The organism is Enterobacter sp. Li2LvB3 (genome assembly GCF_056156645.1).
This window is the reverse complement of the sequence record NZ_JBSICG010000027.1, coordinates 1-12046: the sequence shown is the minus strand read 5'-3', so window position 1 is coordinate 12046 and position 12046 is coordinate 1. Positions and strand designations below refer to the sequence as shown.

The following is a 12046-nucleotide window of genomic DNA, read 5'->3' as shown; positions in this document are numbered from 1 at the left end:
ACAGAATATTAACATTAATCATACAAAACAGCATTTTGATCTGCGATATTCAATAAAATAGAATATTTATTTCTGATCTGATCGATTATTGTTGATCTCCTTCACGGTTTGTCGCCCTTTCCTGGATAGAATGACCATGCTTTCAATTACTGAAAGGAAAACACACATGGAAAACAACAATCGTTTAATGCCCCACATACGGCGGACAACTCATATTATGATGTTTGCCCACCGTAACTGCTTCGACTTTCATCTCTTTAATGCCCGGTAGTCCTTCGACTTCTGGCGCATCTGCTTACAGGTTATTCTAAAAAACCTTATTTTACAGGCGACTGCCTGTGAACACGTGCGCTCATTTCTCTTGATCCAGGCTCTTTCGTAGCCGGACGGACTGGATTTAATTCTGTAAAAAGCAATTAACTGATTTTTTATCAGAGGTCAGGCTTTGCTTTTTATTCCGGTAAATTATCGATTTTTTTCTTGTAAAGAATCGAAGGCCTCCTATTGCCTAAAATAAAGAGATAAAGATGAAAAGTTTAAAAATTGCTGCCAGCCGTTCATGCCCTGATTGCTTTACCACCACTCGCGAAATGGTGGATGTGAGTGCTTCTGATTATATTGATGTTGCTGCCGTTGTTTTGGCCATCAACGATATTTCAAGTGGTGCGATAGAAGAAATAGAAGCAACAGGATTTGGTATTCCCGTCTTTATTGCCACACATAAAGAAGAAATTGTTCCGGCAGAATATTTGTCCCGCATTCAGGGGGTTTTTGAATGCTCTGACACCAGCAATGATTTCTATGGCCGCCAGCTTGAAGCTGCCGCGCAGAAGTACGAAACCCAACTGCGCCCGCCGTTCTTCCGTGCCCTCGTAGATTACGTCAAACAGGGTAACAGCGCGTTTGACTGCCCGGGGCATCAGGGGGGGCAGTTCTTCCGCCGTCATCCTGCCGGTAACCAGTTTGTGGATTTCTTTGGCGAAACGCTGTTCCGTTCGGATCTGTGTAACGCGGATGTGGCCATGGGCGATCTGCTGATCCACGAAGGCGCCCCTTGTATTGCCCAGCAACATGCGGCAAAAGTGTTTAATGCCGATAAGACCTATTTTGTGCTGAACGGTACGTCATCATCAAACAAAGTGGTTTTAAACGCCCTGCTGACGCCTGGCGACCTGGTGCTGTTCGATCGAAATAACCATAAATCCAACCATCACGGGGCGCTGTTACAGGCCGGTGCGACGCCGGTTTATCTGGAAACAGCACGAAACCCATACGGTTTTATTGGCGGGATTGACGCGCACTGCTTCGAAGAAAGCTATCTTCGCGAGCTGGTCGCAGAAGTTGCCCCGGGTCGCGCCCGTGACGAACGCCCGTTCCGACTGGCGGTTATCCAGCTTGGTACTTACGATGGCACCATTTATAACGCCCGTCAGGTGGTGGATAACATTGGCCACCTGTGTGATTACATCCTGTTTGATTCTGCATGGGTGGGCTACGAGCAATTTATTCCGATGATGGCCGACTGCTCGCCGCTGCTGCTGGAGCTGAACGAGAACGATCCAGGTATTCTGGTGACCCAGTCGGTGCATAAACAGCAGGCAGGCTTCTCGCAAACCTCGCAGATCCACAAGAAAGACAGCCACATCAAAGGCCAGCAGCGCTATGTGCCGCATAAGCGTCTCAACAACGCCTTTATGATGCACGCCTCCACCAGCCCGTTTTATCCGCTGTTTGCGGCGCTCGATATCAACGCCCGGATGCATGAAGGCCAGAGCGGTCGCAACATGTGGATGGATTGCGTGGTCACAGGTATCGAAGCGCGCAAACTTATTCTGCAAAACTGCCAGTTCCTTCGCCCGTTCGTGCCGGAAACCGTAGATGGTCGCCCGTGGGAAAGCTGGGATACAGCAGAAATTGCCACTGACCTGCGCTTCTTCCACTTCGTCCCTGGCGAGAACTGGCACGCCTTTGAAGGTTATGCCGAGCATCAGTACTTTATCGACCCGTGCAAATTGCTGCTGACCACACCGGGCATCAACGCCCGTACCGGTGAGTACGAGGATTTCGGCGTCCCGGCGACCATTCTCGCGAACTTCCTGCGCGAAAACGGTATTGTCCCGGAAAAATGCGACCTGAACTCCATCCTGTTCCTGCTGACCCCGGCAGAGGATATGGGCAAGTTGCAGCAGCTTGTGGCTCAGCTGGTGCGCTTCGAAAAACTGCTCCAGACCGATGCACCGTTAAAAGAGGTGCTGCCATCGATTTGTAAGCAATACCCGGAACGCTACGCCGACTATTCCCTGCGTCAGATTTGCCAGGAAATGCACGACCTGTATGCGCGTAATAACGTGAAACAGCTGCAAAAAGAGATGTTCCGTAAGTCTCATTTCCCACGCGTGGTGATGTCACCCCAGGACGCCAACTATGCCTACCTGCGCGGGGAGGTGGAGCTGGTGTCTCTGCGCGATGCCGAAGGCCGTATTGCCGCCGAAGGCGCTCTCCCTTACCCACCAGGCGTGCTGTGCGTTGTGCCAGGTGAAGTCTGGGGCGGTTCAGTGCTGCGCTACTTTGCCGCGCTGGAAGAAGGTATCAACCTGTTGCCAGGCTTTGCGCCAGAGCTCCAGGGCGTGTACGTGGAAGAGTGTGACGGCCGCAAACACGTTCGCTGTAACGTCATCAAGCAACCTGCCGCTCAGCCGTCGTTGCTGAAAGGAGAAAAATTATGAGTAAGTCTAACAAGATGGGTGTGGTGCAGCTGACCATCCTCACCATGGTAAACATGATGGGGTCGGGAATTATCATGCTGCCTACCAAGCTCGCAGAAGTCGGTACAATCTCGATTATCTCCTGGCTGGTGACTGCCGTTGGCTCAATGGCGCTGGCGTGGGCCTTTGCCAAGTGCGGGATGTTCAGCCGTAAATCAGGTGGCATGGGTGGCTATGCGGAGTATGCCTTCGGTAAGTCGGGCAACTTTATGGCCAACTATACCTACGGTGTGTCGTTGCTGATTGCCAACGTGGCGATTGCTATTTCGGCTGTCGGTTACGGTACGGAGCTGTTTGGTGCCACGCTCAGTCCGGTACAAATCGGTATCGCCACCATTTGTGTATTGTGGATCTGTACCATTGCGAACTTCGGTGGTGCGCGCATCACCGGGCAGATCAGCAGTATCACCGTCTGGGGGGTGATCATCCCGGTGGTGGGATTGTGCATCATCGGCTGGTTCTGGTTTAGCCCTACGCTGTATGCCAACTCCTGGAACCCGCACAATGTACCGTTCTTTACTGCGGTGGGGTCATCTATCGCCATGACGCTGTGGGCATTCCTCGGTCTGGAATCCGCCTGTGCGAATGCCGAAGTTGTGGAAAACCCGGAAAAGAACGTCCCGATTGCTGTACTGGGCGGTACGCTGGGCGCTGCCGTTATCTACATCGTTTCAACTAACGTGATTGCCGGGATTGTGCCTAACATGGATCTCGCCAACTCCACCGCGCCGTTCGGGCTGGCCTTCGCGCAGATGTTTACCCCAACCGTCGGGAAAGTGATCATGGGTCTGATGGTGATGTCCTGCTGCGGCTCACTGCTCGGCTGGCAGTTCACCATTGCGCAGGTGTTTAAGTCATCCGCAGACGAAGGTTATTTCCCGAAAATCTTCTCGCGTGTGACGAAAGCAGATGCGCCGGTGCAGGGTATGTTAGCGATTGTTATCTTCCAGAGTGGTTTGTCGCTGATGACCATCAGCCCGTCGCTGAACAGCCAGTTCAACGTGCTGGTAAACCTGGCAGTGGTGACGAATATCATTCCGTACATCCTGTCGATGGCGGCCCTGGTGATTATTCAGAAGGTGGCAAAAGTCGATCCGGGCAAAGCCAGAATGGCCAACATCGTGGCGCTGATTGGGGCAATTTACAGCTTCTATGCGCTCTATTCGTCCGGCCAGGAAGCGATGCTCTACGGCGCGATGGTGACCTTTATGGGCTGGACGCTGTACGGTCTGGTGTCACCACGGTTTGAATTGAAGAATAAACACAGCTAAAAAAATAGCCCGGTGGCGCTAGCGCTTACCGGGCCTACGTTCGTTGTTGTAGGCCGGGCAAACGCAGTGCCGCCCGGCACACAAACCGCACTTACGCGTTTTTCAGCACTTCGCTGACAATCTCTACCGCTTCTTTCTCAATCAGCTTACGGTGTTCGTCGCCGAGGAAGCTTTCGCAATAGATTTTGTACGCATCTTCCGTACCTGAAGGACGCGCAGCGAACCAGCCGTTGTCGGTCATCACCTTCAGGCCGCCAATAGACGCACCATTACCCGGCGCTGCCGTCAGGCGTGCAGTGATAGGATCACCAGCCAGTGTGTTGGCACTCACCATTTCCGGGGACAGTTTAGACAGCGCTGCTTTCTGCGCAGAGGTCGCTGAAGCCTGGATACGGTTGTAGCTTGGCGCGCCAAAACGTGCAGCCAGCTCATTGTAGTGCTCCTGCGGGTTTTTCCCGGTTACGGCAGTAATCTCTGCCGCCAGCAGACACATAATGATGCCGTCTTTATCGGTGGACCATGGCGTACCGTCGAAACGCAGGAAGGATGCACCCGCGCTCTCTTCACCACCAAAGCCGAAGCTGCCGTCATGCAGACCATCAACAAACCATTTGAAGCCAACCGGCACTTCCACCAGCTTGCGGCCCAGCGCGTCAACCACACGGTCAATCATCGCAGAGGACACCAGCGTTTTACCCACGGCAACATCTTTGCCCCATTGTGGACGGTGCTGGAACAGATAGTTGATGGCCACCGCCAGATAGTGGTTCGGGTTCATCAGCCCTGCCGGGGTGACAATACCGTGACGGTCATAATCTGGGTCGTTAGCAAAGGCCAGGTCGAATTTGTCGCGCAGCGCCAGCAAGCCAGCCATCGCACATTCAGAGGAGCAGTCCATGCGGATAGCACCGTCTTTATCCAGATGCATAAAGCGGAAGGTCTGATCGACGTGATCGTTAACGATGGTCAGATCCAGCTTGTAATGCTCTGCGATGCGTTTCCAGTATTCGATACCGGAGCCGCCGAGAGGATCTACACCCAGTTTCAGGCCTGCTTTCTGGATAGCCGCCATATCGACGATATCCGCCAGCCCTTCAACAAACGGCTGCACCAGATCCTGCTCTTTCACGCGACCAGATGCCATCGCGGCATCCAGGGAAATACGTTTCACGCCTTTCAGGCCATCTGCCAGCAGGGCGTTAGCACGGTCTTCCACCACTTTGGTAACGTTAGTATCTGCCGGGCCGCCGTTAGGTGGATTGTATTTGATACCACCGTCTTCCGGCGGGTTGTGGGATGGTGTGATAACGATACCGTCAGCCAGCGCACCGCCTTTTTTGTTGTGCACCAGAATCGCGTTGGACACCGCCGGCGTTGGGGTAAAGCCGTTGTTTTCCTGCACAATGACGTCAACGCCATTGGCTGCCAGCACTTCCAGTACGGAAATGAATGCAGGCTCAGACAAGGCGTGAGTATCTTTCCCTACATAGCACGGACCGGTGACGCCATTTTTAGCGCGCTCTTCCGCGATGGCCTGGGCAATGGCCAGAATATGCGGTTCGTTAAAGCTGTGGCGCCCCGCACTGCCGCGGTGGCCAGATGTACCAAACTTCACTGCGTGTTCTGCGTTACCTACAACCGGCTTCAGCACGTAGTACTGAGCGGTCAGTTGGGCGACGTTAATCAAATCGCTTTGTTGTGCAGGTTGGCCTGCACGGCTGTGATTTGCCATTGCCTGGTCCTTCTTATGCAAGGGTTAAATTGTACCGCAAACCTTTTCAATCAATTCCGCCGGGAACTGCATGGACTGCATGATGTGTTCGACCATGCTGCACTTGCGCCCCGTGTTGGTATTGGTGATCACCCAATACGGGGTACCAGCCACGTGTTTGGGTTTGGTTTGATTGCCATTTTGCAACAGCGTCTGTTCGTCGCCCGCAAAATAGACGCGAGTACGGCCATGCAGCGACTCAGTCGCTTCAGCAAACGCTTTGTTATCCAGTGAGTAGAGTGTAGACAGCACCAGCATAAAGCGGTTAACCGCTTTTTTCTGTTCTGCATATTCATCAGACAGCAGCAGTTCGCGCATCGCACGAACTTTGTCTTTCGCCGGTGTCATAGCGGGTTTGGCTTGCACCGCAACGCTCGGCTGAGACACGACATCTTTCGCGACAGGAGTGACAGGCTGTGAGGCGGCGGAAATTTTAAGCATACGCCGTAAAATGTCGGACGCGCTCTCCCCGATATGCCGCGTTTGGCTGGCGATATACTGATAGAGTTCGTCATCAACTTCGATTGTTTTCATCTTAATCCAGTGCGATATCTTATCTGAATACAAGTCGTTGGGATTATAAGGTCAAATCCCAACAGCGGATAGCGTCAAGCCAGGTTGGCGGCAAAAGTCAGATTAAACTGGATCCTTGCAGCCGGGCGGCAGAATGGTCAACATGATACCCTAACCTGACATACGTAAAAAAAGAACTTTGCCATGAAATTGAATACCCGAGCGCAATCTGCACAATCGCCGAACAATAATTCTCCCATCGTACTGGTTCACGGTCTTTTTGGCAGCCTGGATAACCTGGGTGTGCTGGCGCGGGATCTGGTTAGCGATCACGATATTTTGCAGGTAGATATGCGCAACCATGGCCTTTCAGGGCGCTCGCCAGAGATGACTTACGCCGCAATGGCGCAGGATCTTCTGGATACGCTTAAGGCAAACAACCTCGAAAAGGTGACGCTGATTGGGCATTCAATGGGAGGCAAAGCCGTTATGGCCCTGACCGCACTCGCGCCGGAGCACATTAACGGCCTGGTCGTAATAGACGTAGCGCCCGTGGATTATGACGTGCGTCGCCACGATGAGATCTTTGCCGCTATTAATGCAGTGACAGACGCCGGTGTTTCCACCCGCCAGCAGGCCGCAGCCATCATGCGCGACCACCTTAATGAAGAAGGTGTGGTGCAGTTTCTGCTGAAATCGTTTGTCGACGGCCAGTGGCGCTTCAACGTGCCGGTGCTGTGGGATCAATACTCAGAAATCGTAGGCTGGGAGCCGGTTGCGGCCTGGCAACACCCTACCCTCTTTGTGCGCGGCGGTAATTCGCCGTATGTCACCGAAGCCTGTCGTGATGAATTGATCAGGCAGTTCCCCGAAGCCCGCGCGCATGTTATCGCCGGAGCCGGACACTGGGTTCATGCTGAAAAACCAGAAGCCGTGCTTCGCGCGATCCGTCGCTATCTCTCTGATACTGCGAATTGATTAAAAAGACAGCGACCGGAAGCCTGCGGGCTTCCAGTCGTTGGCGTGCCGATGTGGGTGATGTATGATGGCGCGCTTATCGCCCGGGCAATAGCAGGGCGGCTTGTTTTCCCCCGAAGTCTCAAAATCATGGCCAAAGAACAAACGGACCGTACGACAATAGATCTGTTCGCGAATGAGCGTCGCCCGGGACGACCCAAGACAAATCCGCTTTCGCGCGATGAACAGCTGCGTATTAATAAACGCAACCAGCTTAAACGCGATAAAAATCGTGGGCTTAAGCGTGTCGAACTGAAACTCAACGCCGATGCCGTTGATGCACTCAACGAGCTTGCCAGCGCCCGCGACATCAGCCGCAGCGAGCTGATTGAAGAGATGTTGATCGCCCAACTCGAAAAATTGCACAGCAAGGCATAAGTCAGAAAACTCCCTTTCTCACCTTTTTCATGTAGCACAGAGTGCAGTCCTGCGTGATAGCTGTTTCCGCAGGGTTGTCTGTTCTGCTATTATTGCCCTTATCCGTGGACAAATTGCGCCACCATACCATTAAGTTTCAAGAGGTTATTTTACTCATGGCAATCATCGGCATTTTCTTCGGCAGTGATACCGGCAATACCGAAAATATCGCAAAAAACATTCAAAAACAGCTCGGTAAAGATGTTGCCGATGTGCATGACATTGCCAAGAGCAGCAAAGAAGATCTCGAAGGCTATGACATCCTGCTGCTGGGTATTCCAACCTGGTACTACGGCGAAGCGCAGTGCGACTGGGACGATTTCTTCCCGACTCTGGAAGAGGTTGATTTCAACGGTAAGCTGGTTGCGCTGTTCGGTTGTGGCGATCAGGAAGATTACGCAGAATATTTCTGTGACGCGCTGGGCACCATCCGCGACATCATTGAACCACGCGGCGCAGCTATCGTAGGTCACTGGCCAACGGCGGGTTACCACTTCGAAGCCTCTAAAGGCCTGGCCGACGACGATCACTTTGTGGGTCTGGCCATCGATGAAGACCGCCAGCCAGAACTGACTGCAGAACGCGTTGAAAAATGGGTTAAACAGGTCCGCGAAGAACTGAACCTGGACGACATCCTTAACGCCTGATAATGAGCGGCGCAACTTCGGTTGCGCCCGCTTGACCGGGTCAAACCGATTAAATTAATTGCTACAAACTTTTAACTTTTTCGTTCAGACCTGTACAATATCCCCTTGGTAAAACGTGGATGCCATCGAACAAGTTTGTTGGTGATACCACGTTTTTATAAGCATACTTTGCTTGAGACTTGCAGTTTTCATTTAGACATGGCAGTTCTATAATGATACGCATTATCCCAAGTGCATTCTCTGTCACTTCCTCCTTAGAAGTGAATCGTTTAGCAACAGGACAGATTCCGCATGACTGACAACAACACCGCATTAAAGAAGGCTGGCCTGAAAGTTACGCTTCCTCGGTTAAAAATCCTTGAAGTGCTTCAGGGACCAGACAATCACCATGTCAGTGCGGAAGACCTTTATAAGCGTCTTATCGACATGGGTGAAGAAATTGGGCTGGCGACCGTTTATCGCGTGCTGAACCAGTTTGATGACGCGGGCATTGTTACCCGTCATAACTTCGAAGGCGGTAAATCTGTTTTCGAACTGACTCAGCAACACCATCACGATCACCTGATCTGCCTCGACTGTGGCAAGGTCATTGAATTTAGTGATGACTCTATCGAAGCGCGCCAGCGTGAAATCGCGGCCCGTCATGGCATCCGTCTGACCAACCACAGCCTGTACCTGTACGGCCACTGTGCGGAAGGCGATTGCCGCGAAAATGATCACGCGCACGACGCGAAGTAAGTGCTATTTTCATACTCTGAGCCAGCCGAAAGGTTGGCTTTTTTTTTGTTGATCGCGCTTTACCGGGGAACGCTGCTTTTATTTTCAGGAAGAAGTAGTCGTTTTCCCGGTATCCGTATGCCATTCTCTTTATCACCTTGATCTTATTGTTCATCCCTTCCAGTACGCTAGTATTTAGTCTGTGCCTTGCACTCGCTATTATCCCGCCAACATTTCCCTTTAGTTTTTCAGCGAACTGCTTCAGCGCCTTTATGCCGCTTTCCGGGCATTGTCTGTACCATTCATTCCCGCGCTGAATCGACTCCTGTTCATTCGGCGCATACCACAGCTCTTTCAGTGCCGTTTTCAGCACATACACGGTATTTTTGATTAAATAACACCTGGTCATTATCTGAAAATGACAGTACTGGTCATAAACATGATCTGGTTTCTACTTCGATGCTTGTAACGGGCATAGGCTTGCCTTTATTAACCATATAAAAAGATCACTCGATTGAGCTGAAGTGCGCGAAGTTAAAGGTGACGCTATTCGATATAGCCTGGGGTTACCTGCTTTAAAAACCGAGTTTGTCGAATACGCTGAAATGGGAGGCACTTACTCGTTTTACCACCTCATTACATTCGATGATGATGGACCTGCAATTCTTGTTTCTGAACTGCTCGATGCAGATGCTAACCCGATACGGAAACATGAAGAGTATCTGTGTAACGACCCTGTCGAGAAGATGCAGACCATACCGAACGTTAAATCTATCGGTGAGATGAGAGGCCGATAAACATAGCCCGAGTATAGATAGAGGTGGTGGACGGTGGTAATGCCAGCACTTATCCGATAACCACCAACCTTCTCAACACGAAGGTTATTTATCTCTTAACGATGAAATTATTCGACAAAATAAGGAAATAAGAAAAAATGTCTATACCAGCTTACTTATGGCTTAAGGACGACGGCGGTGCATTAATCAAAGGCGGAGTTGATGTCCAGGACAGAGAATGCAGTATCGAGGTTAAAGGGTTCCACCACAACCTCATGATCCCAACAGATAACGCCACCGGCAAAATAACCGGTACCCGCATGCACTCACCTATGCTGATCATCAAAGAATTCGATTGCTCAAGCCCATACCTCTATAAAGCAGTAGCCACCGGCCAGAGTCTGGTATCAGCTGAAATAAAATGGTACCGCATCAACTATCAAGGTCAGGAGGAGGAATACTTCAACATGCTCCTTGAAGGTGTGCGGGTCGTTTCTATCTCGCCAGCAATGGCTCCAGGCGATAACCCTAACGAAAACCACATGGAAACAGTCGAACTTCGTTACGAGAAGATTACCTGGAAGCATAACGACGGGAATATTATCTTTAGTGACGCCTGGAACGAACGCCAGTCCGCGTAAACATCGTAAGGGGCGCAAAGCCCCTTAGTCATACAGCCAGTAACCTGCTTTGGCAGACTCAATAAACATTTCGAGAGTCAGCGGCTTGTACTGTCGATCACGAAACTTCTTTCTCAGCCCAAACTGAAACCAAAACAGTTCCGGCTCAAAGTAGCTGTCCATGACAAACTTGCTGTACTCAATCCCATACCGGTTGAAAAGGTCGAGCAGCATATCCTCTAAATCTTCGGGTACGAGATTGAAATGCTCCTGAAAGCTCCAATCCTTCTGGGCTGGACGCTTGCGCTCACTGTAGTTCTCAGTGATGTAATTTAAAAACTCCTGCTCATCTGGCAACAACATTAGAAATATGTCCAGGCAATCCGATCTTTCGGTCGGGCTATGAGGTTGTACTTGTTTCTGGTTTCTCTGGCCACAAGGGCAAAGATGATCACCGCCTGGGCATACCCAACAAACGGAACCGCCCTTCCCACAACGGCCCCAACATTATTTGTCTGCCTTGATCTACCCATACCAATGATAGTCTCCACCCTCACACCTTCAGGAAAACGGGCTCCCTTTAAAATACGGCGCGCCACCTTGGAGGCAATACTTGTACGCGAACCTGAGGCACCCAGCACCTTACGCTTGGGCAAAATAGGTTGACCCGCCAGGATAGTTGCAGCAGTCTCCACTGTTACGCCCAGATGGTTCGCCAAACCCTCCACGAATATCAGCAAAAAAAGCTCCTGTGGGGATACGTTCGCATTCCCGTGATAGAAATACGTCCCTCCAAGTTCCTCTACAGTGTCCATTTCATAATCCCTTAATCAAATAAGGGTAAGGTTAAACCCTTATTAATAACAAGGATAAAAGGCGGGTTCTATTTTCGAAAAAAATCAGAAAATGGCTCGCTTTCAGTACTGAAGATGGTCAGATGCGCGTTCAGCCACCAGCTTTAAAGCTCTCAATAGCGTTCATCAGGCGTTTGGCGTTCGTCGGTAAGCGCATCAGATATGCAGTTTCCCAAGCGAATTGTACTCCTCCAGCGACATCAGGACGCATGATTCACCGCTCTGGTGAACGATGAGAACCGGCGCATGATCCTCTATTATTTGCCGCATAGTCACCGACAAGTTTTTACTGGCTACGCTGTAGCTAATAACTCGCATTGAGAACTCTGGGTGAGTAAAACTTACGATGTTTAAGCAGAGGAAGCGTTGAGAGGTCGTAGGCAAAGCGGGAAACTCAAATTAAGCAGCACCACATAGCTCCAGAAAAGGAGCGAAGAAATGAGAAATTCCATCTTAACGGTGGTGTTACTCGTTGTTCTGAAGTCGTTCGTTGCCTCCGAAGGCCCAGGGATTAACATCTCCGGCAATACCTTCCAGGTCAACGTAATGACTCAGACCAAGTAACCCAGAGTCGTCCCTTCGGGGACGGCTTTTTTTTTGCCTGTTATCTGGCATAAAAAAGCCCGGTGGCGTTATGCCTGCCGGGCTATGACAACGTTCCAGGCCCGGTAAGCGTAG

General features: G+C 51.1%; 15 protein-coding genes and 2 pseudogenes. 11 read left to right on the top strand and 6 right to left on the bottom strand.

The genetic code is table 11. The features are described from left to right. Positions 1 to 166: 166 nt before the first annotated feature. From speFL to potE, 3 genes are all read left to right on the top strand, one after another. On the top strand, positions 167 to 271 hold the full coding sequence (gene speFL, locus ACS603_RS19410; RefSeq protein WP_003858645.1) for a leader peptide SpeFL: 105 nt from the start codon (positions 167 to 169) through the stop codon (positions 269 to 271). A 256-nt stretch (positions 272 to 527) separates the two neighbouring features. Further along, positions 528 to 2726 carry an ornithine decarboxylase SpeF gene (gene speF, locus ACS603_RS19405; RefSeq protein WP_182060043.1) on the top strand — a complete coding sequence of 733 codons (2199 nt, stop codon included), beginning with the start codon at positions 528 to 530 and terminating at the stop codon, positions 2724 to 2726. Next, positions 2723 to 4036: a putrescine-ornithine antiporter gene (gene potE / locus ACS603_RS19400; protein ID WP_315688124.1), complete on the top strand. Its 1314-nt coding sequence runs from the start codon at positions 2723 to 2725 to the stop codon at positions 4034 to 4036. The genes speF and potE overlap by 4 nt, the downstream gene beginning before the upstream one ends. Before the next feature lie 91 nt (positions 4037 to 4127). Here potE and pgm read toward each other — a convergent pair whose 3' ends face one another. Together pgm and seqA are read right to left on the bottom strand one after the other, a co-directional pair. Next, positions 4128 to 5768: a phosphoglucomutase (alpha-D-glucose-1,6-bisphosphate-dependent) gene (pgm, locus tag ACS603_RS19395; RefSeq protein WP_474944743.1), complete on the bottom strand. Its 1641-nt coding sequence runs from the start codon at positions 5766 to 5768 to the stop codon at positions 4128 to 4130. Between the two features lie 24 nt (positions 5769 to 5792). Continuing rightward, on the bottom strand, positions 5793 to 6341 hold the full coding sequence (gene seqA / locus ACS603_RS19390; protein WP_014069356.1) for a replication initiation negative regulator SeqA: 549 nt from the start codon (positions 6339 to 6341) through the stop codon (positions 5793 to 5795). A 183-nt stretch (positions 6342 to 6524) separates the two neighbouring features. On the opposite strand from seqA, the gene ybfF reads away from it, so the two are divergent. The 5 genes from ybfF to fur all read left to right on the top strand — a co-directional run bounded on the left by ybfF (position 6525) and on the right by fur (position 9139). Further along, positions 6525 to 7298: an esterase gene (ybfF, locus tag ACS603_RS19385; RefSeq protein ID WP_474944742.1), complete on the top strand. Its 774-nt coding sequence runs from the start codon at positions 6525 to 6527 to the stop codon at positions 7296 to 7298. Between the two features lie 129 nt (positions 7299 to 7427). Next, positions 7428 to 7715, top strand: coding sequence for a LexA regulated protein (gene ybfE, locus ACS603_RS19380; protein ID WP_041162017.1), 288 nt, complete (start codon positions 7428 to 7430; stop codon positions 7713 to 7715). Positions 7716 to 7870: 155 nt separating this feature from the next. After that, on the top strand, positions 7871 to 8401 hold the full coding sequence (gene fldA / locus ACS603_RS19375) for a flavodoxin FldA (RefSeq protein WP_003858653.1): 531 nt from the start codon (positions 7871 to 7873) through the stop codon (positions 8399 to 8401). 212 nt (positions 8402 to 8613) lie between these two features. Beyond that, positions 8614 to 8700 (top strand): ryhB-regulated fur leader peptide, encoded by an 87-nt coding sequence (locus ACS603_RS19370; RefSeq protein ID WP_182063536.1) that lies wholly within the window; start codon positions 8614 to 8616, stop codon positions 8698 to 8700. Continuing rightward, entirely contained in the window at positions 8693 to 9139 is a 447-nt protein-coding gene (gene fur, locus ACS603_RS19365; RefSeq protein WP_014069352.1) for a ferric iron uptake transcriptional regulator, read from the top strand. Before ACS603_RS19370 ends, fur begins: the two co-directional genes overlap by 8 nt. Positions 9140 to 9191: 52 nt before the next feature. On the opposite strand, the pseudogene ACS603_RS19360 reads toward fur, so the two are convergent. Further along, positions 9192 to 9527: pseudogene (locus ACS603_RS19360) on the bottom strand (ISL3 family transposase); the annotation flags it as partial. Positions 9528 to 9642: 115 nt separating this feature from the next. Here ACS603_RS19360 and ACS603_RS19355 point away from each other — a divergent pair. Both ACS603_RS19355 and ACS603_RS19350 read left to right on the top strand, forming a co-directional pair. Continuing rightward, on the top strand, positions 9643 to 9915 hold the full coding sequence (locus ACS603_RS19355) for a hypothetical protein (RefSeq protein WP_182060040.1): 273 nt from the start codon (positions 9643 to 9645) through the stop codon (positions 9913 to 9915). A gap of 137 nt (positions 9916 to 10052) precedes the next feature. After that, positions 10053 to 10535: an Hcp family type VI secretion system effector gene (locus ACS603_RS19350; protein WP_182060039.1), complete on the top strand. Its 483-nt coding sequence runs from the start codon at positions 10053 to 10055 to the stop codon at positions 10533 to 10535. A gap of 24 nt (positions 10536 to 10559) precedes the next feature. Here the strand turns inward: ACS603_RS19350 and ACS603_RS19345 are convergent, their stop codons facing one another. From ACS603_RS19345 to ACS603_RS19335, 3 genes and pseudogenes are all read right to left on the bottom strand, one after another. Then, positions 10560 to 10877, bottom strand: coding sequence for a DUF1493 family protein (locus ACS603_RS19345; protein WP_182060038.1), 318 nt, complete (start codon positions 10875 to 10877; stop codon positions 10560 to 10562). Next, positions 10877 to 11329 carry an STM2901 family protein gene (locus ACS603_RS19340; protein ID WP_182060037.1) on the bottom strand — a complete coding sequence of 151 codons (453 nt, stop codon included), beginning with the start codon at positions 11327 to 11329 and terminating at the stop codon, positions 10877 to 10879. The genes ACS603_RS19345 and ACS603_RS19340 overlap by 1 nt, the downstream gene beginning before the upstream one ends. Before the next feature lie 130 nt (positions 11330 to 11459). Next, a pseudogene (locus ACS603_RS19335) lies at positions 11460 to 11686 on the bottom strand (type II toxin-antitoxin system prevent-host-death family antitoxin). Positions 11687 to 11806: 120 nt separating this feature from the next. Between ACS603_RS19335 and ACS603_RS19330 the strand changes: the two are divergent. Beyond that, a complete protein-coding gene (locus ACS603_RS19330; RefSeq protein ID WP_259349633.1) occupies positions 11807 to 11932 on the top strand; it encodes a hypothetical protein in 126 nt (41 codons plus the stop codon). The last annotated feature ends 114 nt before the right edge of the window (positions 11933 to 12046 follow it).